24 protein-coding genes are annotated in these 22,920 nt (G+C 42.0%); all 24 read left to right on the top strand.

From position 1 onward, the window contains the following. Positions 1-236 precede the first annotated feature (236 nt). The 24 genes from fliF to motA all read left to right on the top strand — a co-directional run bounded on the left by fliF (position 237) and on the right by motA (position 22,907). Positions 237-2,090, top strand: coding sequence for a flagellar basal-body MS-ring/collar protein FliF (fliF, locus tag ICN28_RS04465; protein WP_216286512.1), 1,854 nt, complete (start codon positions 237-239; stop codon positions 2,088-2,090). 11 nt (positions 2,091-2,101) lie between these two features. Next, entirely contained in the window at positions 2,102-3,217 is a 1,116-nt protein-coding gene (gene fliG, locus ICN28_RS04460) for a flagellar motor switch protein FliG (protein ID WP_216286510.1), read from the top strand. 9 nt (positions 3,218-3,226) lie between these two features. Next, positions 3,227-3,925, top strand: a complete 699-nt coding sequence (locus ICN28_RS04455; protein ID WP_216286509.1) for a FliH/SctL family protein — start codon at positions 3,227-3,229, stop codon at positions 3,923-3,925. Positions 3,926-3,934: 9 nt separating this feature from the next. After that, the gene (locus tag ICN28_RS04450; RefSeq protein ID WP_216286508.1) at positions 3,935-5,317 is read left to right on the top strand and encodes a FliI/YscN family ATPase; all 1,383 of its coding nucleotides are present in this window, start codon (positions 3,935-3,937) and stop codon (positions 5,315-5,317) included. Then, positions 5,314-5,763, top strand: coding sequence for a flagellar export protein FliJ (locus tag ICN28_RS04445; RefSeq protein ID WP_216286507.1), 450 nt, complete (start codon positions 5,314-5,316; stop codon positions 5,761-5,763). The genes ICN28_RS04450 and ICN28_RS04445 overlap by 4 nt, the downstream gene beginning before the upstream one ends. A gap of 28 nt (positions 5,764-5,791) precedes the next feature. Continuing rightward, positions 5,792-7,807, top strand: coding sequence for a flagellar hook-length control protein FliK (locus ICN28_RS04440; protein WP_216286506.1), 2,016 nt, complete (start codon positions 5,792-5,794; stop codon positions 7,805-7,807). A 12-nt stretch (positions 7,808-7,819) separates the two neighbouring features. Next, entirely contained in the window at positions 7,820-8,863 is a 1,044-nt protein-coding gene (gene fliM / locus ICN28_RS04435; protein ID WP_216286505.1) for a flagellar motor switch protein FliM, read from the top strand. A 2-nt stretch (positions 8,864-8,865) separates the two neighbouring features. Continuing rightward, complete coding sequence (gene fliN, locus ICN28_RS04430; RefSeq protein WP_216286504.1) at positions 8,866-9,252, top strand: flagellar motor switch protein FliN; 387 nt, start codon at positions 8,866-8,868, stop codon at positions 9,250-9,252. Between the two features lie 63 nt (positions 9,253-9,315). Continuing rightward, complete coding sequence (locus tag ICN28_RS04425; RefSeq protein WP_216286502.1) at positions 9,316-9,729, top strand: flagellar biosynthetic protein FliO; 414 nt, start codon at positions 9,316-9,318, stop codon at positions 9,727-9,729. Then, positions 9,726-10,481 carry a flagellar type III secretion system pore protein FliP gene (gene fliP, locus ICN28_RS04420; protein WP_216286500.1) on the top strand — a complete coding sequence of 252 codons (756 nt, stop codon included), beginning with the start codon at positions 9,726-9,728 and terminating at the stop codon, positions 10,479-10,481. Before ICN28_RS04425 ends, fliP begins: the two co-directional genes overlap by 4 nt. After that, positions 10,481-10,750, top strand: coding sequence for a flagellar biosynthetic protein FliQ (locus tag ICN28_RS04415; RefSeq protein WP_216286498.1), 270 nt, complete (start codon positions 10,481-10,483; stop codon positions 10,748-10,750). Before fliP ends, ICN28_RS04415 begins: the two co-directional genes overlap by 1 nt. Position 10,751: 1 nt before the next feature. Beyond that, a complete protein-coding gene (locus ICN28_RS04410) occupies positions 10,752-11,534 on the top strand; it encodes a flagellar biosynthetic protein FliR (protein ID WP_216286497.1) in 783 nt (260 codons plus the stop codon). A 238-nt stretch (positions 11,535-11,772) separates the two neighbouring features. Continuing rightward, positions 11,773-12,186: a flagellar basal body rod protein FlgB gene (gene flgB, locus ICN28_RS04405; protein ID WP_216286496.1), complete on the top strand. Its 414-nt coding sequence runs from the start codon at positions 11,773-11,775 to the stop codon at positions 12,184-12,186. Beyond that, on the top strand, positions 12,180-12,587 hold the full coding sequence (flgC, locus tag ICN28_RS04400) for a flagellar basal body rod protein FlgC (protein ID WP_216286905.1): 408 nt from the start codon (positions 12,180-12,182) through the stop codon (positions 12,585-12,587). Before flgB ends, flgC begins: the two co-directional genes overlap by 7 nt. A gap of 14 nt (positions 12,588-12,601) precedes the next feature. Beyond that, entirely contained in the window at positions 12,602-13,282 is a 681-nt protein-coding gene (locus ICN28_RS09660) for a flagellar hook capping FlgD N-terminal domain-containing protein (protein ID WP_216286495.1), read from the top strand. Between the two features lie 41 nt (positions 13,283-13,323). After that, positions 13,324-15,414 carry a flagellar hook-basal body complex protein gene (locus ICN28_RS04390; protein WP_216286494.1) on the top strand — a complete coding sequence of 697 codons (2,091 nt, stop codon included), beginning with the start codon at positions 13,324-13,326 and terminating at the stop codon, positions 15,412-15,414. A 29-nt stretch (positions 15,415-15,443) separates the two neighbouring features. Further along, complete coding sequence (locus ICN28_RS04385) at positions 15,444-16,193, top strand: flagellar basal body rod protein FlgF (RefSeq protein WP_216286493.1); 750 nt, start codon at positions 15,444-15,446, stop codon at positions 16,191-16,193. A gap of 28 nt (positions 16,194-16,221) precedes the next feature. Then, positions 16,222-17,004, top strand: coding sequence for a flagellar basal-body rod protein FlgG (gene flgG, locus ICN28_RS04380; RefSeq protein WP_216286492.1), 783 nt, complete (start codon positions 16,222-16,224; stop codon positions 17,002-17,004). After that, the gene (locus ICN28_RS04375) at positions 17,001-17,693 is read left to right on the top strand and encodes a flagellar basal body L-ring protein FlgH (protein WP_216286490.1); all 693 of its coding nucleotides are present in this window, start codon (positions 17,001-17,003) and stop codon (positions 17,691-17,693) included. The genes flgG and ICN28_RS04375 overlap by 4 nt, the downstream gene beginning before the upstream one ends. Before the next feature lie 22 nt (positions 17,694-17,715). Then, entirely contained in the window at positions 17,716-18,837 is a 1,122-nt protein-coding gene (locus ICN28_RS04370; protein ID WP_216286489.1) for a flagellar basal body P-ring protein FlgI, read from the top strand. Next, positions 18,838-19,167, top strand: coding sequence for a hypothetical protein (locus tag ICN28_RS04365; protein ID WP_216286488.1), 330 nt, complete (start codon positions 18,838-18,840; stop codon positions 19,165-19,167). Positions 19,168-19,221: 54 nt separating this feature from the next. Next, entirely contained in the window at positions 19,222-21,096 is a 1,875-nt protein-coding gene (locus ICN28_RS04360) for a flagellar basal body rod C-terminal domain-containing protein (RefSeq protein ID WP_216286487.1), read from the top strand. A gap of 10 nt (positions 21,097-21,106) precedes the next feature. Continuing rightward, the gene (locus ICN28_RS04355; RefSeq protein ID WP_216286486.1) at positions 21,107-21,982 is read left to right on the top strand and encodes a flagellin; all 876 of its coding nucleotides are present in this window, start codon (positions 21,107-21,109) and stop codon (positions 21,980-21,982) included. Between the two features lie 25 nt (positions 21,983-22,007). Next, entirely contained in the window at positions 22,008-22,907 is a 900-nt protein-coding gene (gene motA / locus ICN28_RS04350; protein WP_216286485.1) for a flagellar motor stator protein MotA, read from the top strand. Positions 22,908-22,920 lie beyond the last annotated feature (13 nt).

The raw sequence follows: 22,920 nt of genomic DNA, 5'->3' as shown, positions 1-22,920 counted from the left end.
AAAAGGAAAGTTTTGTATAAAAACTATATACAATCATGTGCAAGAAAGTAATATCATATTTCATATTAAAGATATATATATCTTTTTTGTAAGAAACAGCATTTAACTCAAATAATTAGAGATAAGAAAAGTAAAAGTTGAGCGACAAAATAGAGCCCAAGTTACCAGATCCAGAAAAGGATGCCGCTTTTCTAAAAATAGGATCTTCTAGTCCTCAAAATGGGGCCACCTCAGCTATGACAAATCAAAAAAATACAAATAATTCTGATAGTCCTTTTACTCAAATTAAATCAAGATTTGAGGCCCTAAATTTACGTCAAAAATTAGGCCTCGGTGCAGCAGTTTTATTTCTCCTTGCGGTGGTAGTTGGTTTAGCCTCCTCTGGCGAAAATAAAAACGATTACAAAGTTTTATTTTCAAATCTAAATGACCGAGACGGTTCTGCCATTGTTGCTTCCCTGCAGCAAATGAATGTGCCCTATAAATTTACGGAGGGCGGCGGTGCTTTGATGGTGCCTGAACGTGTTGTTCATGAAACACGTTTAAAGTTGGCTGGTCAAGGCTTACCTAAATCTGGATTTGTTGGCTTTGAACTTTTGGAAAATCAAAAGTTAGGAACAAGTCAATTTGTTGAGCAAGTCAATTACCAGCGAGGCTTAGAGGGTGAGTTAGCTAAAAGTATTAGCTCTGTTGCTCAAGTAAAAACTGCCAGAGTACATTTAGCAGTTCCAAAGCAATCAGCTTTTGTTAGAGAGCAAGAGAAGCCAACTGCATCAGTTGTATTGACGATGTATCCCGGTCGCTTTATGGATCCTCAACAAGTCATTGCGATCACGCATTTAATTAGTTCCTCTGTGCCAAAAATGTCAGCCCAAGATGTCACAATTGTTGACCAAGAAGGCAATATGTTGGCACCGAATCCTCAACGCAATGCGGGGTTGGATTCGTCACAACTTAAATATGTTGCTGAGCTTGAAAGTGCTTTATCTAAGAGAGTGGCAACCATACTTGAGCCAGTAGCGGGACGAGAAAATATTCGTGCGCAAGTAACAATAGATATGAATTTTGACGAGCGCACTCGTACAGAAGAGATCTATGGTAAAAATTCAGCGCCTAACCAATCATCCGTTAGAAGTCAGCAAAATCTAGAGTCTTCCGGGCAGCAGGTTGCAAATGGAGCGGTACCAGGTGCGTTAACAAATCAGCCCCCAGCTCAACCCTTGGCACCTCTTGGTGGACCATTGGCAAATGATAATGATGCTCGTCAGTTAGCTTCACCCGGAAAGAGTACGGCAGAAAATAGTTCTAATCGTCGTGAGAGTACTGTTAATTACGAGGTTGATAAAGCGATTGAGTATCTCAAGGCCAATAAGGGTCAATTAAGAAGAGTTTCGGCAGCGGTCGTTGTTAATTACAAGCCAGGCATCGTCAAAGATGGGCAAATGACTCCTCCGGTTGCATATACCGCAGAAGAGCTTCAACAGATCAATAGTTTAGTCAAGGATGCGGTGGGTTATGTGGAGCGCCGAGGTGATACCGTTAGCGTTGCCAACATACCGTTTTCATCTGAGCCAGTTGAAGTCGTTCCTTTTTATAAGGAAGCTGGCGTTATTGATCTGATAAAAGAGTTAACAAAATTTGGTTTGCTAGCAGCAGCTCTAATAATGGTTTACTTAACGATTGTTAGAACTTTAATTTCTCCAAAAAAGGCAGCCGAGCCAATTCCTCCGCGTGTGAATATTGCCGATGAGTTTGATGAAAAGGTAAAGGCCGAGATGGCTGCTCTTGATCCTAGCGTTCGTGATCAAAGAATGCTTGAAATACAGCGTGAACGAGAAAATAGAATGTTGGCGCAACAAGAAGAACGGATGCGCGAAGAGGATGAAAGAAAATTTGTTGAAGAAGAAAAAATTCGTCGAGAAGAATCTATTCGTCAAGAGTATGAGGAGTTAATGGCATACACCACTAACTTTGTTAAAAATGATCCGCAGGTCGTAGCCTTGTTATTTAAAAATTGGGTATCTCTTAAAGAGCAAGAGAAAAAGTTTCCTGATGATTTAGATGATGCGGTAACAAGAGGGGGTGTCTAATGGAGTTGCCAATGGATGAAACCTATAGCGCAAGCATTAATCCCGCTGAAAAAATTTCGTTGAGCGATGCCGTTAAGCAAGGGATGAAGGAATCAGATGCATCCAAGGTTTCGGCAATCATGGGTGTAAAAGAGGTTGATGGCTCTGCTAAGGTCGCAACTATTCTGTTGACTGTTGGTCCTGAAATTGCCGCTGAAGTTTTGCGCCAGTTAACACCATTTGAAGTTCAACATCTGTCCGCTAAGATGGCATCTATCAGAGCTCTTGATAGAGATGTGGTTATCAATGTTTTGCGTGAATTTAAAGATTTAACTTTCAATCATGCACAAATTTCATTGGATACCGAAGCGTTTATGCAAAACATGCTGAAGCGTGTTCTTGGTGCTGGTGGTGCTGCTGATTTGTTGGGTCGCTTAGGTTCATCCGTTAATTTGGACGGTATTGAAGCGCTTTCTTTAGTACAACCTCAGACGATCTATGACATCATTAAAGATGAGCACCCACAAATTATTGCGACCTTATTGACATTTCTCGAGCCGGGTCAGGCGTCAGCTTTGGCAGCTCTCTTCCCAGAAGATCAGCGTAATGAGTTAATGCTTCGCGTGGCCTTATTGGATAAAGTTGATCCATCAGCTTTACAAGAGTTAAATGAAGTCATGCAGCAATCTGTTGGGCCTGAGTCTAAGAATGTAAATTCAGGTTTGGGTGGCATTGTTCCTACAGCAGAAATTCTTAATTTAATGACTGGTCAAATGGATCAGAGAGCGCTTGACGGTATTCGTACTTACGATAGTGAGCTAGCAGACTCCATCGCTGAAAAGATGTTTATCTTTGAAGACTTCTTAGGAGTTGATGATCGCTCAATGCAGCTACTTCTCCAAGAAATCCCACAAGATGTCATCATCATTTCATTAAAGGGCGCAAGTCCTAAGTTGCGTGAAAAGATATTTAAAAACATGACGCGTCGAAATGCTGAACGCATTCGCGATGAACTGGATGTCATGCCACCGGTCAAGGTGATTGACGTCGAGTTACAGCAAAAAGAAATGATTAAATTGGCTAGAAAAATGGCTAGCGATCAAAAAATTGTTCTAGAGCGAGTTAATCAATTCGGAAGTTTGTCGTAAAGATTTCTCATGGTTATTAAATGGGAGCCTCCATCGTTTGATCCTAAGCCAGCCTTTTCTTCATCGGCTGATGTATCGCTATCCCCGGCTGAGCTCAAAACCCCAGTAGTGCCGCTACCCTCGGTTGAAGAAATTGAGGCTATTCGGAATGCTGCCTACCAAGAAGCTCATGAGAAGGGGTACCAGGAAGGTTTGTCTAAGGGTTTGGAGTCAGGGCGCCAGCAAGGAACTGAGGCTGGAGCGCGGGCTGGTTATCAGCAGGCTTATGACGACGCTTCTCAAGAAATTAAGTCTCTTAGTACAGCGTTAAACGAAATTTTATCTGCACTTAAAGGAATGCCTGAAGCTATTTCAGCACCTTTGAATGAGCTCGCCTATGACATAGCAATTCGTATTGCCGGTAAAGAGTCAATGGAGCGTGGGCCATTTGTTGCTGCCGTTCAAGAAGCTCTCATGCGCTTACCTCGTCCTGGAGAAAACCTTTTCTTAAGAATTCGCGCGGAAGAGGTTCAGGTTTGGAAGAAAATGGTTGAGGATCCTGGGTTACCTTTTGTTTGTACTATTTTGTTGGACTCAGAGGTTCCTAGTGGTCATGCCTACGTAGAGTTGGGTGGCGCTAAGATTGATATTGGTTATGAAGCACGTTTAGCAATTATTAGAACTGCATTGGGCCTTTCTCAAGATAGAAAAGTAGCTGAAGATAACTGAGGTGTGACGATGACCATTCTTCCAGCTCAAGTTAATGCTAGATTGCAGAGCGTTAGAAATCATTTACAAACTGTTCCAAAATCCATTCGAGAAGGACGCTTGAAGAGGGTTTCAGGTTTGGTTTTGGAAGTGGAAGGTTTGCCATTGCCGTTAGGTGCGGGAGCGTGCATTATTTCAGGATCAAGCTCAACCATCATTGATGCGGAGTGCATTGGGTTTAATGGTGGCACTACCTATTTGATGGCCATTGATTCCATGGATGGAGTAACGCCTGGCGCTCTCGTTTATCCAGCCAATACACCCTATAAAACTTCAAATGGTTATGTCGTCCGATCATCCATTGAGCCCTTGGCAATTGGTGAGGAATTATTGGGGCGAATTGTTGATGGTTTTGGGCGACCTTTGGATGGAAAAGGTGGCGGGGAAACAAAAGCCACAAACTCCCCAACTAAAAGTATCAATCCCCTTTTAAGAACGCCTATCCATGAACCACTAGATTCAGGAATACGTTCTGTTAATGCAATGTTAACGGTCGGGCGAGGCCAGCGATTAGGTATTTTTGCAGGCTCAGGTGTAGGTAAAAGCGTGATGCTGGGGATGTTATCTCGTAATTGCGTCGCAGACGTTATTGTGATTGGCTTGGTTGGTGAGCGTGGTCGAGAGGTTCGAGAGTTTGTCGACGATATCCTAGGCGAAGAGGCGCTCAAGCGAGCTGTGGTGGTAGCTGCTCCAGCTGACTCATCTCCTTTAGCTCGCTCAAAGGGCGCTTGGTATGCCACTGACATTGCCACTTGGTTCAGGGATCAAGGTAAACATGTGGTCTTAATTGTGGACTCCTTGACTCGCTTTGCTATGGCGCAGCGTGAGATAGGTTTGAGCTTGGGGGAGTCGCCAGTTTCAAGAGGTTATCCACCCAGTGTTTTTGCAAAGATGCCAGAACTGGTGGAAAAGGTTGGAAATGGGGCAAATCCTGACGGATCAATAACAGCCTTTTATACAGTTTTGTTAGAGGCCGATGATATTAATGATCCCGTTGCGGATACCGCAAGGGGTATTTTGGATGGCCATTTTTTCTTATCCAGAGAATTAGCTGATAGCGGTCACTATCCTGCCATTGACATTGAAAAATCAATATCCAGGGTGATGCCCCGTGTCGTTGATGAAAAGCATTTGCAGGCGGCAAGACGAGTGAAGCAGCTTTATAGCCGCTATATGCGTGGGCGAGATCTTTTGACAATGGGTGCTTATGCGCCTGGCACTGATCCTGACTTTGATGTTGCGATTAGGTTATGGCCCAAAATTCAAGCTTTTTTACAGCAAGACGCTGGAAACGTATTTAACTTTGAAGAATCAGCAAGATTACTGCTTGAGATAGCTGGAGAATCTCAATGAGTAATGCTTTAAAGTTATTGCATCGAATTGCAAAAATTCGTGAAGAACAAACTGTGAGCCAGTTTAAAAAACATAACGCTCAGTTGCGACAGGCTGAGGACTTTAATCAGCAAATTAGCAATTATGTTCAAGAATATGAGCAGCAGATGGTTGAAACGGCAAAAAAAGGCACATCGGTTGCCTATTTACAAGACTCAACATCCTTTAGAAATAAGTTGACTGCTGGCGCACAAGAGCAGCAACAGCAAATTGACGGTCTTAGTTACGCCACCCAGCAGGCCAAACAGCAGGCCATGGAGGCTAAATTAAGAGCTCAGGGTATCCAAAAGGTTCTGGCAAGGAAGCAGGCTGAAGTTGTAGCAAGACAGCTAGCTATTGAGCGCTCAGAGCTTGATGATAGCTACTCTGCAAGGCATAAAGGAGGATCTGGCACGAAAGATGCATAGTTAGTTGTACTCTAAAAGGGAAATGACTATGGCAAACCTTAATTCGATCCAGATGAATCAGCCTGTAAGGGCTTTCAACTCTAATCAATCTATCAATGGGGATTCTCAAGAATCCAATATAGATCAATCATTTACAAGTTTTCCAGATGAGCTTGAGGCGGCAAAAGGCCAAAGTCAAAATGCCTCTACTGGTGCCAACTCATCAGACTCAAAACCGGAAACAATTGAAAATGTTGATTTGCAAAATTTGCCGCTAACAGCCGCTGTTAACTTAACCAATACTGCAAATATTGCCGCTGTTATCCAGGTTGTTACGCCATTAGAAGGCTCTTCCCCAGAGGCACTCACTGCAGAGCAGCTTCAGTTGATGGCGATCAACGCACAAAGCGCCTTGCCAAATGAAATGGTGGCTAATGAGCTTGTTTCCGAGGTATCTGCTAATTCTGATGCAATGCTCAATTTGCCGGTATTGCCTCAAGTTATTGCAACACCAGCGGCTCTATCGGCCAGTGATCAAGATGCGCAGACCCTTCTTGCAAATCAAAATCTTGCGGTAAATGCTAAACAAGATCTTGCTGCAGTCACCCCCCAAATTCTTGCGCCAAATGTTGTTGGCAATGAAGTGACGGTAGAGGAAGTTGTAACGGATGCAGCGAATAAAATTGATTTAAGCACATTACCATCTGCTGCTAAAGCAGTGAATGTCGCTGAAACTAAAGTGGATGCGGTTTCTCAAGAGACTGTATTGGCAGATAACTTATCTCAGGTCGTCAGCGTTAGTAACCAATCAGTTAATCAGCTTGTTGCCAATTCAAATAACACCGGTAGTTCAGTTGAAGTAAGTGACTCATCAACACCTCAGGCGGTGAACGCTGTCAATTCAGGAAAATTACTTGATCTCAATCAAGCTTCTCAAGTAGCGTCCTCAACCATGCTCGAACAAGCTGATACCACGTTGACAGTTGATAAAAAAACAGCGGCTGATTTTGTTGCAGCTGGCGCACCAACCAATAGTGCATCTGTTGTTAGCAACCAAATTTCATCAGCAACTGCCACGGATCCATCTGTCTCAAGTGACACTCAAGCGCCAACAGTTGCTAATTTAATCGTTGAGAGTTCTCAGCCTGAAACTGGTCCAGCGAGTGTTTCTGTTCATCAAGCGGATAACAGTATTGATTTAGTTAAAGCCAATGGCTTAGATGTTGCAGGCGATAGTAAAGTGGCTAATGTTGATACAAATAAAACTTCAGCCCAGGTAATTGCAAATCAAAATTTAGTCGTCAACATGGCAGATGAGGGCGCAACTCTCGACACGAGCATCAAAGTGGAACAAGTTGCCACTCAATCTGAATTTGTGGTGGATGGTGAGCAAATTCAAGTGAGTCGTGACAGCTTAGCTCAATCAGAAGAAATTTTAGAGATCCGTTCTGAAAATGCCAAATTAGCTAAAGTTGATTCTGGTGTTCAAGTTGATGCATTTGCAGCGACTGATATGAAAGACATGATCAAGGTTGATACTGTTAGCAGCGGCATCCCGATGTCTGACATTCATAGAAGCACTTTTTTAGTTAATGCTGATCAAGAATTGAAATTATCTCAGTCAGCTCCAGTGAAATTAGAGCCTCATAATGTTTCATTAGCTACAGGACCTTTAAATATTGAGGTTATGAGAGTTTTAAAAGAGGGCGGTGGTCGCGTCATCATGGAGGTAACTCCTCCAGATCAAGGTACTTTACAGCTTGATTTACGTTTAGATAATCAGGGTAAAGCTATTTTGGTTGTTGATGGGGCGAGCGATTCAACAAGAGCTCGACTAGAGCAAGGTAGCGCTGAATTGCGCCAGCAATTAGCAGATATGGGCTTGCAGTTGAGTCTTAATATGCGTCAGAAGTCAGATTCAGAGGGGCAATTTAGATTCGCTTCTTCTTCAGATGGCTTTAGTAACCATAAAAATTCAAGCAATGATTCAGGTTCTCGTAATGAGGCAGGCGTCATTGTCCCTAACCAAATTAACTCGGATGGCAGAGTTCACCTCTACGCTTAATAGTAAAAAATTATGAATTCAAGAAGTGTAGATAAACAGACGTCTGTATTTGATAAGTGGAATGTCATGGTCCGCAGGAGAATGCCTGCATTAGAGATTGTGAATGATACTTTTGCCAGAAGTTTGCGTTCAGTTTTTACAAATATGGTGGGTACTTCAATTGAAGTTAATTCACTTGCCCCAGCTTTGAAAAGTTATCAGGACTTCTTAAATGAAATGCCTGAGCGATCAAATATTAATATCGTTAATATTCGGGCATTAAGAGGTGTTGGATGCTGGGTTATTGATCCAAAGATTCTTCATTTGGCAATTGATAATATTTTCGGTGGCAATGGTCATATCCCTCTTAAGTTTGAGCAAAAGAGATTTTCAGTCACTGAGTTGAGAATTATTCGACGTATTCTTGATCTTTTGATGCGAGAGTACGAAAAGGCCTGGAAGCCAGTTGCAGAGATTAAATTTGATTTTGTACGTCATGAAACAAGCTTTAATGCTGTCAGAGTCACGGCTCTGGATGAAATGGTCTTGCATTGTAAGTTCAAGATTGAAATTCATGGCGTTGAAGGGCAGATAGATTTCTGTATTCCATATTGGGTTTTCGAGCCGTTCAAAGAGAAAATCTGTAGCAATGATGTCAAAGTTAAGCGTGAAAATGATTTGCTTTGGACCACTGCTTTAGAAAGCCAGGTACAAGGTGCTTTGGTAACTGCTGTAGCCGTTTTAGCAAGAAAAGAAATGACTATCGGCGATATATTAAGTATGTCTGTCGGGGAAATCATACCCATTGAGATTCAGGACCCTGTGACCATGTTTGTCGATGGATTACCTATGATTCGAGGTAAATATGGTGTTAAAAATGGTCGATATGCTGTCAAACTCGAGTCGATCCAGCACCCTGAAGAATTTTTAAAAAGCCCTCTCGATAATGCACGTTTGGGGCCAAGTCTGATGCGCAGTACTGAGCGTGGTGAGCTATATGAGCAATTTGATGACCGAATGGCAGCTTTGGCCAAGGAAGTTGAGTCGATTGCCCCCTCTAAAAATAAAGGTGAATAAACATGATGGATAACAAAAATACCCTTGGTGGTGATGATATTGCTACAGCCTTGACAGGTAATGAAGCGGCTGTAAGACGAGCTAATTTTGATAATTTAGACGGGTCATCAGCCAATGCAATGAGTGGAAATGACATTGATTTAGTGATGGATGTGCCAGTTCAGGTTACAGTTGAGCTAGGTAGAGCTAAAATGCAGATACGTAACTTGTTAGCACTTACTTATGGATCTGTCATTGAGTTGGATATTTTGGCAGGTGAGCCATTGGAAGTGGTTGTTAACGGTTGCTTAGTCGCTCAAGGCGAGGTTGTCATTGTTAATGACCGTTATGGTATTCGTTTAACAGACATTGTGACCCCGGCAGAGCGTTTAAGAAAAATTAATCGCTGAGGTGTTTCGATGGGCCGATTTTTCGGTAGTCCAATAAGTCAAACTACAGGTATAGCCTGTAGTTTGTTTTTTGCTTTTCCAGTTTGGGCACAAGATGCTGCCAAAACTAGCTACACAAGCTCTCAGACCTATCAAAGTGCAGGTGGGGGTAGTTTCATATGGCTCACCCTCGTTACTCTAGTTTTAGCTGCTGTCCTAGTTTCTTTAATTGCCTGGTTTGTTAAGCGCAATCTACAAATTGACGTACCTAATTCCACTATTAAAGTGCTGAGTTCTCAAACGATTGGCCCACGTGAGCGTATTGTTATTGCTCAAATAGTTGGCAGAGTTTTTGTTTTAAGTCATACGCCAACTCAAATTAGCGTTATTACTGAATTAGATGCGGCTGAGGTAGCAACCTTACCTAAGACAAATAAGCATGTCCCTGATTTTGCAAAAAAATTATCTGACTTGCTTCGCAAAGGAATCAAATCATGAAGCATTTGATTTCTCAGAAATGGTTTCGTTGGAGTTTGATTGGCTTTTTGGCGCTTGGTTCTGGTGTAGTTCTTGCCCAGGCCCTTCCGATGGTGACAACCTCTGGCGGTAAGGGCGGGACGGTTTACTCTATCCCAGTTCAAACGGTTATTGCTTTAACAGCGCTTAGCTTTTTACCTGCCGCCTTAATGCTAATGACTAGCTTCACAAGAATTCTGATTGTTTTTTCGCTGCTTCGTCAGGCTTTGGGTCTGCAGAGTATGCCGCCCAATATGGTGTTGATCGGTTTATCTTTCTTTTTAACGCTATTTATTATGAATCCGGTTTTTGAGCCGATTTATAAAGATGCTTATCTCCCTTATACCCAAGGAAAAATGAGTTTTGATAAAGCCGTGGAAGAGGGTACTAAGCCTATTAAGGCTTTTATGTTGAAGCAAACAAGGCAAGATGATTTAAATGTTTTTGCCAAGCTGTATAACAAGCCAATTGCTTCAAAAGAAGATGTGCCGATGACTGTCTTGATTCCAGCATTTGCTATTTCAGAGATTAAAACGGGATTTTTAATTGGCTTCATGATTTATCTCCCCTTTATTGCTATTGACTTTGCGGTGGCGAGCATTTTGACGTCTCTAGGTATGGTGATGATTTCACCCATGATGTTTTCATTGCCATTGAAGCTAGTTATCTTTGCTTTGGCTGATGGCTGGGCATTGTTGGCAGCCTCTCTTGTAGAAAGCTATAAGGTCTTCTAATGGATACCGGTACAGTTATTGAATTAGCATTCCAAGCCATGCGAATGACCTTTGTGTTGGCTGGGCCAACTCTTTTGGCTCTATTGATTGTGGGTCTTATTTTAGGAATCTTGCAAGCGGCAACTTCAGTTAACGAGAGCTCAGTTACTTTTGTGCCAAAGTTATTTGTCGTTGCAATTGTGCTGCTTTTGGCTTGGCCTGTTAGTTTGGCTATTTTTATTGATTATGTGCGCGAAATTATTATGCGTATTCCATCGATGATTATTTAGCATGTTGACATTTAATGGCGATTTAATACCCCAGATTGTCGCCATCATCATGTTGGTGTCATTTAGAGTATTCGGGTTATTTTTAACAGCACCGATGTTTGCGTTTCGAGCTCTGCCAATGAGGTTAAGGGTTCTGACAGCATTAGTGATTGGTTTGGCTGTGGCCCCCATGATTCAGCCAGACCCCACTATTCTGATGGGTACCCCAACCACTTTTGTTGCAGCTGCCATGGAGTTAGCCATTGGTGCGATTGCTGGTTATGTGATTCGTTTAGGATTAATGGCTTTTGATGTTTTAGCTGAAACCCTATCCATGTTGGCAGGTTTTAGTTTTGCAGCAACTTTTGGCAGAGATCCCACGCTATCACCCGGTTTATTGGGCGAGTTCTTGCTATTAACGGCCATTGCTTTGGCATTTGCCTTAAATATTCATTTGGTTTTAATAGAAATTCTTTTAGATAGCTTTAAGGCGATTCCTTTTGGAACATGGCCCAGTGCTTGGGATATGAAGGGCATTATCTCCATCATCGTCAAAGCATTTCAGTTTGGGATGATCTTGAGTATGCCAACGATTATTGTTTATCTGATATTTAATATGACACAAGCTATTTTGGGTAGAACTAGCCCACAGTTAAATTTATTCTCAGTTGGATTTGCGGTTAGCGTACCGATTGCATTTGTCTTATTGATTATCTTATTACCTGATATGCCAGGCCTGGTTTCTAGAATTCTAGAGACCCCAGTTGATTTTGTTAGAAAAGGCCTGAACCCCGTCGTTAATTAATGGAGGCGGTCATTCGGTTAACTTTGTAGGCATTTATTTCCGAGAAATAAAAATCTTTACTGCAAAAATTGCCGCCCCGACTCTAATACACCTCAAAACTAATCCTTTCCTCATGGGAAATTAGTTATAAGTCATTGAATATATTGAATATTTAATGATCAATCCAATCTGGCATGACATTTGCTCTTATTAAACCGTGACTAGGACAATGGGTTCTAGTAAAAACAGGGTTTAGCAAATGACGATCGTTCCACAATATGACTCAATAGCTTTTGGAGAGGCAGCGTTAAAACTACGCAGCTATCGCCAAGAGTTGATTGCTTCAAATCTTGTGAATGCCGACACACCAGGATATAAGGCAAAAGATATTGCCTTTGGTGATGTGTTGCGTCAACAAATGTCAGCAACTTCCATGAAGTCTGGCTTAGCACTCTCTGTTACAAGCAACAAGCACCTTCAAGCAAGCCATTCTTTTGATACGGCAGTTCAATTTCGTCAAGCAGTTCAGCCTGCTCTTGACGGTAATACAGTTGATCCGGATGTTGAAAGAACTGAATTTGCTAAAAATTCATTTATGACTGAAGCAACTTTGAATTTCTTAAGTTCTTCCATTCGTTCACGCTTGTCAGCTATTTCAGGGCAGCCATCATGAGCTTAATGAGCACATTTAATATTGGTTCAACTGGTTTGGTGGCTCAGGCTATGCGTTTAAACGTGACATCATCGAACGTGGCTAATGCCGAAAGCGTAGCGGGGCCAGATGGGCGTACTTATCGTGCTCGTCATGTGTTGTTCCGCTCAACAGAAGTTCCTAATGCTCAAGGTGTTGGTGTTGAGGTCTCAAATATTGTGGAGAGCGATGCTCCATTGCGCCAAGAGTACAAGCCTGGCCACCCAATGGCTAATGCCAATGGTTACGTACAAATGCCGAATGTGAATCCTGTTGAAGAAATGGTCAACATGATTTCTGCTTCACGTTCTTACCAGATGAATATCGAGATGATGAATACCACTCGTCAGCTCATGTTGAAAACGCTTGATTTAGGTCGTTAATAAAGGAAACCTCAGTGGCTATTACTTCTAATATTTCTGCAATCAAACAATACGATCCTGCTGCAACTGCTAAAGCTGCACAGGATGTCACATCTACAAAAGATTTAACGCAAAACTTTTTGAAGATGTTGACAGTTCAGTTGCAGAATCAAGATCCTATGAACCCAACTGATACAGCTAGCATGACAACGCAGTTAGCGCAGTTGAATATGGTTGATGGCATCAATAAGATGAATACATCCATGGGTTCTTTGTTAAGCCAGATTCAATCAAGCGACTTTATCAACATGTCTACAACGGTTGGCAAATACGCAATGGCACCAAGTTCAAATATTAATTATGACGGTTCAACCCCGGTTAATTTGGCTGCAAAACTTGCAAGCGATGCGTCAAACGTATCCGCAACGATTACGAATGAATTAGGTCAAAAAATTCTTGAGGTTGATTTGGGCGCCGCTAATGAAGGCGTTGTTAATTTCTCTTGGGATGGCTCAGATGCTGCTGGCAATCCAGTTGCAGCGGGTATGTATAAGTTATTAATTGCATCTACAACTACTGACGGTAAAGAAGAGAAGCCAACGGCTTATGTTAGTTCACGTGTTGCAACGATCGGTAAAAACGGCACAGCTATTGAAGTTAACTTGGCTGACGGAAGAACATTGACTCCATCTGAAATTGCTCAGTGGGTCGCTTAATTAATCTAATAGATAAAAAATTGTCAAAAGGAGTTTGAAAAATGAGTAACTACACAATAGCGTTATCAGGTTTGCAAAACACATCATTAGCAATTGATACGACAAGTAACAATATTGCTAACGCAAACACTGTTGGTTATAAGGCCGGCGAGTATGTATTTGCTGATCAATATTTTCAGGCTGTTAACCCATCAGATCCTAATCGTGTTGGTTTAGGTGCTCAGCGACTATCCGTTCGTCGCGCTCTAACATACGGCACGATCAATAATTCTCAAAATCCTTTGGATATGGCTATCGGTGGTGATGGCTGGTTCCGTATTCTTTCTGACAAGAACGATCCTAAATCTTTGAACTACACACGTAACGGCCAATTTGCTGTTGCAAAAGATGGTTTTATCGTCAATGAAAATGGCATGTACTTGACTGGTTACCAGCCAAGTGCTGACGGTTCATCTGTTACTGACACATTGGGTACATTAAAGATGCCTGATGACTATGCTAATGGTGAGCAAACAGATACTTCAAGAATTGATGTTGTTTTGGATTCTAGAGAAAATGCGTTTGTTAAAGGTAGCGGTGTGGCATTCGATCCAGCGCAAAATACATTTAACAGCAAAACAACTCAAATTATTTATGACTCAAATGGTACATCTCATACTTTAGAGACCTACTACCGTCGTGTAACTGACAGTCAGTTGCAGATTACTTCTGGTGCTGGTGGTTATACCTATTCACCAGGTGAAGCATCTTCACCAAATACATTGTCAACAACGTCAGTAACAATTCCTAAGACATCTGTAATGACAGTTCAAACAGCGCCAATTACGACATTATTGGGCTCTGCAACTGGTAAGACTGCAGTTGGAACTGGTAATGCAACGATTAATTTGAGTGGTACAACAGTTGCTGGTGCTGCGTTGGCTGTAGGCGATAAAGTTTATATGAATGGTGTTGATACTGGCTTAACAGTTGCAACAGCAGTTACTTCTGGATCATCAGTTTCAACTATTACTGTTGCTGGTACGCCAACAATTGATATTCCATCTAATGCCTCATTTACATTTTACAAAGCAGACGTTGCTGCAACTGCAACTGACACGACATTAAGTGCAACAACGGATGGTAAGGCTTGGTCAATCATTAACACACCAACCGCTGGTTTGTCAGTTGGACAAAGATTGTTTGTAAATGGAATTGATAGTGGCGTGAATATCGCTGCAATTGGTACTGGCACCGTTACTTTGGATGGTCCTTTACCAAGCTCTGTGAAATCTGGAGCAGCTCTTGCATCGACTTCATTGGTATTCAAGCAGTCATTAGATATGACTTTGATTGCCCCAGATGCTACTAATTTAGTGGTTCAAGGAACAACGAATAAGCAAGCTTCCAACACAATTTTGAATGCTGTTCAGTCAAACGTTGAAGTGTATGCATCGATTGATGGCAAGTTTTATAACCATACAGATCCAACAAACACGTATGGCAATAGAGAAATTACGGAAGATGTTCCTGGTGCCGGTGGTTATGGTGCAGTTGCTCGTATTGGCTTAGTTGCTGGTCGCAATATTGACTCATTGGTCACTGATTTTGGTACTGGTAAGCCATTGTTTAGCACTAAAGTTACTTTAACGACTAAAGTGAGCAACGGTTCTCAGCAGAGCACAACTATCCCATTGATCTATGACTTAGATTTGTCAAATACTCAATTACAGGCGTCTTCATTCCAGGTAACAGCTAGCGTTCAAGACGGTGAGCCACGCTCAGAGTTGGCTAGCGTTTCGATTGATGACGGTGGCAATATCGTTGGTATCTATGGTAACGGCCGTAAGATTTTTGCTGGTCAAGTGGCTTTAACTCACTTTGATGCTTCACAACAATTAGTGCCAACAGGTGGTAACTCGTTTGCTCCAAGCTATATGTCTGGTACCGAGGGTGACGTCGGTGTAACAGTTGGTCGTCCTGGTGAAGGTTCATTTGGCGCATTGAAACAAAATGCGGTTGAACAATCTAACGTTGATTTGTCAAATGAGTTGGTGAAATTGATGATCTTGCAACGTTCATACTCTGCGAACTCTCAAAGTATGCGTGCATTCGATCAGACATTGCAAGACACCATCCGTATGACTTCTTAATAATTAGTTATTAAAGATAAGGTAAGAAGATGTTAGATCGGTTTGCATATGTAGCGATGACTGGTGCCAAGCACACAATGGGCCAGTTAGCGAATACAACCAACAATCTTGCGAATGCCCAAACCCCGGGTTTTCGTGAGATGGTGGCGTCTTTCCGATCTGTGTCATTGAATGGTGAACGTGCGGATTCTCGCGCTTTTGTCGTTGATAGCACCCCGGGTTCAGTATTTACACCGGGTCCCATTCAGACAACTGGAAATCCTTTTGACGTGGCGATTAAGAATAACGAAGGTTTCTTCGCTGTTCGTCGTCCTGATGGAAGTGAAGCGTATACGCGTGCCGGAAAATTCACATTAGATGACTTAGGTGTTTTTAGAGCCGGTCAAAACTCAGTGGTTGGAGAAGCTGGTAGTGAAATTACTGTGCCAACTGATGTCAGCCGAGTAGAAATTGCCAATGACGGCATTATTTATGGATTCAACTCAGCCTCCAATGCGTTTGATCAGATCGATCGTTTACGTTTGGTCAATATTGATCCAAAAAATTTAGTGCGTGGTGCTGATGGCTTATTTGAAGCTGTTGGTGTTGAAGAGCCAGAGTTAGACAGAGATATTCGAGTACAGCAGGGCGCGTTAGAGTTAAGTAACGTTAACCCGACCAATGCAATGGTTCAGATGATTGAACAGAACAGAATGTTTGATTTAAATATTCGTTTCATTCAAACCGCTGACCAAAATGCTAAAGCAGCCAACACCCTTATGACCATGTCACGTGGTTAAAAGTAATATTTAAAACAGGAAATTTAATATGATTCGCTCACTATGGATTGCAAAGACTGGACTTGATGCCCAGCAAACCAATTTGGACGCGATTTCCAATAACTTAGCTAACGCCAACACAGCTGGTTTTAAAAGTGTTCGCCCTATGTTTGAGGATTTGTTATATCAAACTATTAGAGCTCCTGGAGCAAATACCGAAGCTCAAAACGTTCTTGCAACTGGTTTGCAAATCGGTGCAGGTTCACGCGTTGCGGCAACTGAAAGATTAAACACTCAAGGTGGCTTAGTAAGTACAGGTAATTCGCTTGATGTGGCTATTCAGGGTAATGGGTATTTCCAGATTCAAACCCCAGATGGCTCTTTTGCCTACACGCGCGATGGTAATTTTACAAAAAATTCATCAGGTCAAATGGTAACGATTTCTGGTGATCTCGTCGCTCCTGGAATTACGCTTCCTTCAGATACGACTTCAGTCACAATTACCGCTGATGGTCGAGTTCAGTACACCCAGCAGGACATTACAAGGGTAGTGACAGCTGGAAGTATCAATCTTGTTAATTTTATTAATCCATCAGGATTGGCTTCAATTGGTAGAAATTTATTTTTAGAAACCCCAACGTCAGGAACACCACAACAAAATTTACCAGGCACGAATGGTTTAGGAGTTTTGGTGCAAGGGAATATTGAGCAATCCAACGTCAACGTTGCAGAAGAGTTGGTCAATATGATTGCAGCACAACGTGCATACGAGATTAATGCTCGTGCGATTACCGCTTCTGACCAAATGTTGCAAAAAATAGGACAGCTATGATGATTAAATCATTTCGTTTATTAGCAGTAACTTTTGCTTGCTCATTTTTATTTGGTTGTGCAACTGCCGATCGCCCATCATTGGTTTTAACGCCAACAACGGCTAAACCTATCGCAGCAAGTTCACAAGCGATGAGCCAGGGAAGTTTATTTCCTCTTGCAACAACTGCTTCAGCAAGCTATCGACCACTTTTTGAAGATTATCGTGCGCGCTCAGTGGGTGACACATTAATCATTTTGCTTAATGAAACAACTAGTGCAACTAAGAGAAGCGGTTCATTAGCAGAGCGTAAATCAAGTGCTGATATTGGAATTGAAGCTGGCAAAGGTATTCCAGGTAATGTTGACTTGAATAAATTAAATCTTACAGCGGGTGGTGGCGTTAAGCACGAGGGTACTGGTAACAGTGCTGCTGCTAATACATTTAATGGAACCATCACTGTGACTGTTTTAGAGGTTTTGGCTAACGGAAATTTAGTCGTTGCTGGTGAAAAACAGTTAGGCGTGAGTTCTGAAGAAGAAGTGATTCGTTTTGGTGGTGTTGTTAACCCAACAAACTTGATCAACAACACAGTTTCATCAGCCCAAGTAGCGGATACCCGCATTGAGTATCGTGGCAGAGGTGCAACGGATGACGTACAACAAGCCGGTTGGTTCACTAGAGCATTAATGAAGATTTCACCTCTTTAAGAGCTAAATTAAGGCCTAAAAAATGAAAAATTCAAAATTAATTAAATCTCTGGTGACTTTACTTGTATTGGCATCACAGTTTGCTGTTTCGCCAACTGCTTCAGCTGACAGAATTAAAGATATTTCCAATATTGCTGGTCAAAGACCTAACCAATTAGTAGGTTATGGCTTAGTAGTTGGTTTGGATGGTACTGGTGATTTAACGACTCAAACACCATTTACATTGCAGAGTGTTACAGCGATGTTATCTTCTTTGGGTGTGACTATTCCGCCAGGACAGAGCCAAACTCAATTACGTAATGTGGCTGCTGTGATGGTTACCGCTGAGTTGCCAGCTTTGGGTCGTCCAGGTCAGCAAATTGATGTAACGGTTTCAGCGATGGGTAACTCTAGAAGCCTAAAGGGTGGCACATTATTAATGACGCCTTTACGCGCTGCAGATGGCCAAGTTTATGCGCAAGCGCAAGGCTCAATGGTTGTTTCTGGAGCAGGTGCATCAACTCAAAACGCTCGAGTAAGTATCAATCATTTATCTGCTGGAAGAATACCATCAGGAGCTCTTATTGAGCGCTCGACACCAACAGCTGCTCCAAGTGAGTTTGTTCAAATTGACTTGAAAAATAGTGACTTTACTTTGATGCAGAGAACTGCTGACGCTATTGTTCGTCGTTTTGGACGTGGGACTGTTATGCCCTTGGATGCGCGTTCATTGAATGTACGAGTACCGACAGATCCAATGAGCAGAATATCTTTCATGGCTGAGTTGCAAGAATTGGATGTGCGAACAGTGCCTGACGCAGCCAAGGTTGTTCTGAATTCAAGAACGGGTTCTGTGGTTATGAATCAATCCGTTAAGTTGGCACCATTTGCGGTTGCTCACGGGAACCTATCAATTAGAGTGAATCAAGCACCTAGCGTTAGTCAGCCTGGGCCATTTAGCGGTGGCAGAACAGCCGTTACGTCTAATGACACAATCACTATCGATCAAGGCAAGGGTGGTTTAAGTTATTCAGCTGGAAGCGCATCCCTTGAGAATGTTGTTAAAGCTCCCAATATGTTGGGTGCAAGCCCTCAAGACCTCATTGCAATTTTACAAGCCATGAAGGCCTCTGGTGCTCTTAAAGCAGATTTGGAAGTTATCTAAATGACTTCGATTAACTCTTCTCCTTGGAGTCTTGGTTCTGTAGGTGGCGCGAATAACGCTGACTTTAAGAATCAGGCTCAAGCAAAGCAAGTGGAAGAGGCTGCGCGTGGCTTTGAAACCATATTGGTCCGACAAATGCTTCGTGAAGTGCGTAAATCATCGTTTTCTGAAAAGCAGGATATTAGTAACGGCTACCTAGAAATGGTTGACGATCAGATGGCTGGCTTATTGACCCAGGGCAAAGGCCTAGGTTTTTCTCAGAAAATGACTGAGCAAATGTTAAGACAGAGTGATATGGCAAAACTAATCAATTCTGGAAAAAATCCGTAATAGTCTGTGTGGTTACGTATTTATTGCAGTCAATAACTAAATAGAGAGAAATTTGTGAGCAACTTGTCCATCATTAACGCTGCCTATTCCGCATTAGAGTCTGCCCAATCAGGCTTAACGGTGACATCGCAGAACGTTGCTGGTGCATCAGTTGAAGGGTATAGCCGTCGTCGTTCAACAACAATCGTGAATGTGATGGCTCCTAACTCAAGAGCAATTACAGGTACTGCATTCTCCGTTGAGGGTTTCACTCGTTTTACGGATGCATTACTGAATAAACAAATGCTTCAGCAAAGAAGTAAGTCCAGTTATACAGCTACTTTATTAGAGACTGTTGCTGGTTTGGATTCTTTGATGATGGATCCTTCCAATTCAATTTCCGAGGCTGTGTCAAAGTTCTTCAATGCAGCAGGTACCTTGGCATCTGATGCAGGCAATATTACAAATATTCAGAACTTTGCTGCCACAGCAACGCAAGTTGCTTCAAGGGTGAGCAGTTTTTCAGAGGTTATTTCTCAGCTTGAAACGAGTACTCAAGCAAAATTAACTGCGGTTTTGGAAGAGGCTAATGCTATAGCGCCAGAGCTTGCCAGGATTAATTTAGAAGTATTGGCAGGAACATCAATGGGCAATACAACGCCATCTGCAGACATATTAGATGAGCGTGATCGAATTACCATGAGATTGCAAGACCTCTTAGGCGGGTCAACTTTGATGCATGAAGATGGCACCGCAAGTTTTCAAGTAGGCGGCGTCTTTTTAGTTGATCGTCAAACAGCTAATAAGTTTGTTAATACCAATACCTCTACAAGTATTTATGAAATAAAGATTCAGACTGGAGATGGTCTTAAGAGAAATTTATCTCCATTGAATACACAATTTACTCAGCTTCCAATTTCATACTCTTTATCTACGGCTGTTGGAGATTTTATTGATGCTCCATCATTCTTTGCTAACAGAGGAAGCGGCTACGCAGTTAATGATGTTGTTTCAATGCCAATCGCAGGAGCAAATCCAGCAAGTTTTAGGGTAATGGAAGTTGATGGTACTGGTGCCGTCACAAAGTTATCACCAATTGATATTGGTAAATACAGCTACACAAAGTCCGGGCCCTATGAAACTTCTGCAATTACAGGTGTTGGTTCAGGTCTTACATTAAGTCCTGGTTTTTCATCAGAATTATCGCAGCTACAAACTAAAACATCATTTCAACTTGGCCAAGCCGGTGCTGCTTTTGAAATTTTAAGTAATTTTGTACCTAAACTTAAGCAGCAACTGACTTCCTTCGCCATTACATTAGCGAGAGATGTTAATGCTGTTAAAACAGTCAGTGGCGCCTCTATAACTTCAGTTTTTGGTTTTAAGTCAACGACCTCAGGCGGTAGTGTGGTTACGGCGTTGCCTAGTGATTTTTCAGATAAGTGGGTTGAAGACCCAGCTACTCACGTATTTACTAAGAGTTCTAGTTCTACTGCTAGGTTGTTAACAGCAACAGACATTATGAGAATGTCTGACCCTAAGTCACCTTCTTACAATACAACTATTGCATCTATTGTTAATGGTTCAGCCGGTCATACTTATGATCCAAGCTTATTTACTTCTAACATACCATTTGACACAACTGTTTCCCCAGTGCTCGATGCCAAGGCGGCCAATGATATTGAGGCTCTTCGTGATAACTTTAGTCAACCATTGACCATCATGACATCTCAAGTGGGCAGTGCAATTGCTAACTGGAAGAATCTTGATAAAGCCAATACTTCTATTGAAAGTCAGCTTAATAATCGTAAAGAGTCGATATCTGGAGTTAATCTAGATGAGGAAGCTGCCAATATGATTAAGTTTCAGCAGTTGTATGGCGCTGCAAGTAAGGTTATGCAAACAGCTAATCAAATGTTTATGACATTACTTTCAGCTATGAATGCTTAAGGGGTAACTTATGAGAATTAGTAGCCAACAAATGTTTGATGCGGGTGTGAAATCGATTCAGGATCATGCCGGCGATACTATGAAGTATCAAACTCAGATTTCATCCGGTAAAAAATATCAAAATGTTTCAGATAGCCCTGCAGATATTGGTTTGGGTATGAAATACGCCTTTGATAAAGCCCAGTTTGAAATGTTTCAAAATAATCAAAAATTAATGATTGATCGCACCAATGTGATTGAGGCGCAATTAGGTAGCATTTATACAGCGATGTCATCTTTAAAGCAGGTGGTTGCCCAGTCAAATGGAGCTTCAGGTCAATCGGACCTATCGGCGCTTGGGCAGAAAGCAGCATCATTACGTGATTTAATTATTCAATTGACCGATGCAAAAGACTCAAGTGGTCGCCCAATTCTAAAGCCATTGCCTGTAGGTACTGACTCAGTTGGTAATGTTGAAATTGAACCAAATGTTTTCATACCAGAAGGCATTAGTCTTTCTGAATCAATGGGGCGCTATAACAGCTCTGCTGGCGCTCCAGTTGGTGGCGCATATGTGGACGTCATTGCAATTGCTAATAGTGTTGTTAGTGCGTTGACTGGTAATCCTCCTACTGTCCCTTCGACCGAAGTCGCGGCAAACCTTGATATTGCTGTGACTCAGGTAAGAGCGGCTCAGGTTAAATCAGGTCTTCTAAGTAAGCAAATTGAAGGCTCGCAGGATGCAGTTGAAACAAAGATGGGTAATCTTGAAAATGCTCGTGCAGTCATGTTGGATACCGATATTGCAGAAGCATCTGCTAATTTAAGTCGTTCACAAACATTATTGCAGGCCGCCCAAAATATTTTTTCCAAACTTCAAACGTCAAGTTTGTTTGATAAGTTGTGATCAATTTAGTTGAAAGAGTAGAACCATGAACTTAACAATAGGTTGGATTATTGCTATATTTAGCGTGATAGGTGGCTATGTAGGTGTCAGCCTTCATGGATCAACTGAGCCTATAAGTTTTTATGCGGTTGGAAATTCTCTTTTCCATTTGTGGCAACCTTTTGAGTATCTGATTATTATTGGTGCTTCTTTTGGTGCAATGATTGCCTCTAATAAAAAACGCGTGCTATCTAAAATCTGGCTTGCTGTTCGTAATATTTTTAAGCCGAATAAAATCAACAAAGAATCAAATGTTGAGTTGTTATGCTTGATGTTTGAACTAACTCAAAAAATCAAGCGCAATGGCCTGATGTCTCTGGAGTCAGATATTGAAGAGCCTCAGACAAGCCCTATTTTTAATCGATATCCAACGGTGAGAGATGATCAGAAAATGATCGACTTTATCACTGACTATTTACGTATGATGCTGGCTGGTTCTATGGACTTGGTGCAGTTTGAAAGTTTGATGGAGCAAGAGATTGATGTGTTACATGATGAAGCATCAACACCTGCTGTAGCTGTGCACACCATGGCAGATGGTTTGCCGGCATTTGGTATTGTTGCGGCCATTATGGGTGTTGTGATTTCTATGCAATATATTAACGACCCTTCTGTTGGTGAAAAAATTGCTGCTGCGATGGTTGGTACCTTTTTGGGTGTGTTGTTGTCTTACGCTATCGTATCTCCAGTTGCCAAAGTTCTTGAGCACAATGCGGAAGTTGAGATTCGTCCATATTCAGCGGTCAAAGCTATTTTGTTGGCACATTTAAATAACTTCCCACCTTCTGCCGCTGTTGAGTTTGGTAGAAAAGTTCTTTTCTCAGATCAACGTCCTTCATTCGAAGAGTTAGAAGAAGGAACTAGAGAAGTGGTTAGAGCTAAATAATTAGCGACTATTT

Source organism: Polynucleobacter sp. 30F-ANTBAC, from assembly GCF_018882385.1.
Taxonomy (GTDB): Bacteria; Pseudomonadota; Gammaproteobacteria; order Burkholderiales; family Burkholderiaceae; genus Polynucleobacter.
Note: the sequence above shows the minus strand (reverse complement) of the source record. Positions and strands in the feature narration are given on the sequence as shown.

Coding starts and splice junctions, on each gene's coding strand:
- fliN (WP_216286504.1), top strand. CDS start 8,866: ATGATGGATAACAAAAATACCCTTGGTGGTGATGATATTGCTACAGCC.
- ICN28_RS04410 (WP_216286497.1), top strand. CDS start 10,752: ATGTTGACATTTAATGGCGATTTAATACCCCAGATTGTCGCCATCATC.
- fliM (WP_216286505.1), top strand. CDS start 7,820: ATGAATTCAAGAAGTGTAGATAAACAGACGTCTGTATTTGATAAGTGG.
- ICN28_RS04390 (WP_216286494.1), top strand. CDS start 13,324: ATGAGTAACTACACAATAGCGTTATCAGGTTTGCAAAACACATCATTA.
- ICN28_RS04415 (WP_216286498.1), top strand. CDS start 10,481: ATGGATACCGGTACAGTTATTGAATTAGCATTCCAAGCCATGCGAATG.
- flgB (WP_216286496.1), top strand. CDS start 11,773: ATGACGATCGTTCCACAATATGACTCAATAGCTTTTGGAGAGGCAGCG.
- fliF (WP_216286512.1), top strand. CDS start 237: ATGACAAATCAAAAAAATACAAATAATTCTGATAGTCCTTTTACTCAA.
- fliG (WP_216286510.1), top strand. CDS start 2,102: ATGGATGAAACCTATAGCGCAAGCATTAATCCCGCTGAAAAAATTTCG.
- flgG (WP_216286492.1), top strand. CDS start 16,222: ATGATTCGCTCACTATGGATTGCAAAGACTGGACTTGATGCCCAGCAA.
- ICN28_RS04455 (WP_216286509.1), top strand. CDS start 3,227: ATGGTTATTAAATGGGAGCCTCCATCGTTTGATCCTAAGCCAGCCTTT.
- ICN28_RS04450 (WP_216286508.1), top strand. CDS start 3,935: ATGACCATTCTTCCAGCTCAAGTTAATGCTAGATTGCAGAGCGTTAGA.
- ICN28_RS04355 (WP_216286486.1), top strand. CDS start 21,107: ATGAGAATTAGTAGCCAACAAATGTTTGATGCGGGTGTGAAATCGATT.
- ICN28_RS04365 (WP_216286488.1), top strand. CDS start 18,838: ATGACTTCGATTAACTCTTCTCCTTGGAGTCTTGGTTCTGTAGGTGGC.
- motA (WP_216286485.1), top strand. CDS start 22,008: ATGAACTTAACAATAGGTTGGATTATTGCTATATTTAGCGTGATAGGT.
- ICN28_RS04375 (WP_216286490.1), top strand. CDS start 17,001: ATGATGATTAAATCATTTCGTTTATTAGCAGTAACTTTTGCTTGCTCA.
- ICN28_RS04385 (WP_216286493.1), top strand. CDS start 15,444: ATGTTAGATCGGTTTGCATATGTAGCGATGACTGGTGCCAAGCACACA.
- ICN28_RS04370 (WP_216286489.1), top strand. CDS start 17,716: ATGAAAAATTCAAAATTAATTAAATCTCTGGTGACTTTACTTGTATTG.
- ICN28_RS04440 (WP_216286506.1), top strand. CDS start 5,792: ATGGCAAACCTTAATTCGATCCAGATGAATCAGCCTGTAAGGGCTTTC.
- ICN28_RS04445 (WP_216286507.1), top strand. CDS start 5,314: ATGAGTAATGCTTTAAAGTTATTGCATCGAATTGCAAAAATTCGTGAA.
- fliP (WP_216286500.1), top strand. CDS start 9,726: ATGAAGCATTTGATTTCTCAGAAATGGTTTCGTTGGAGTTTGATTGGC.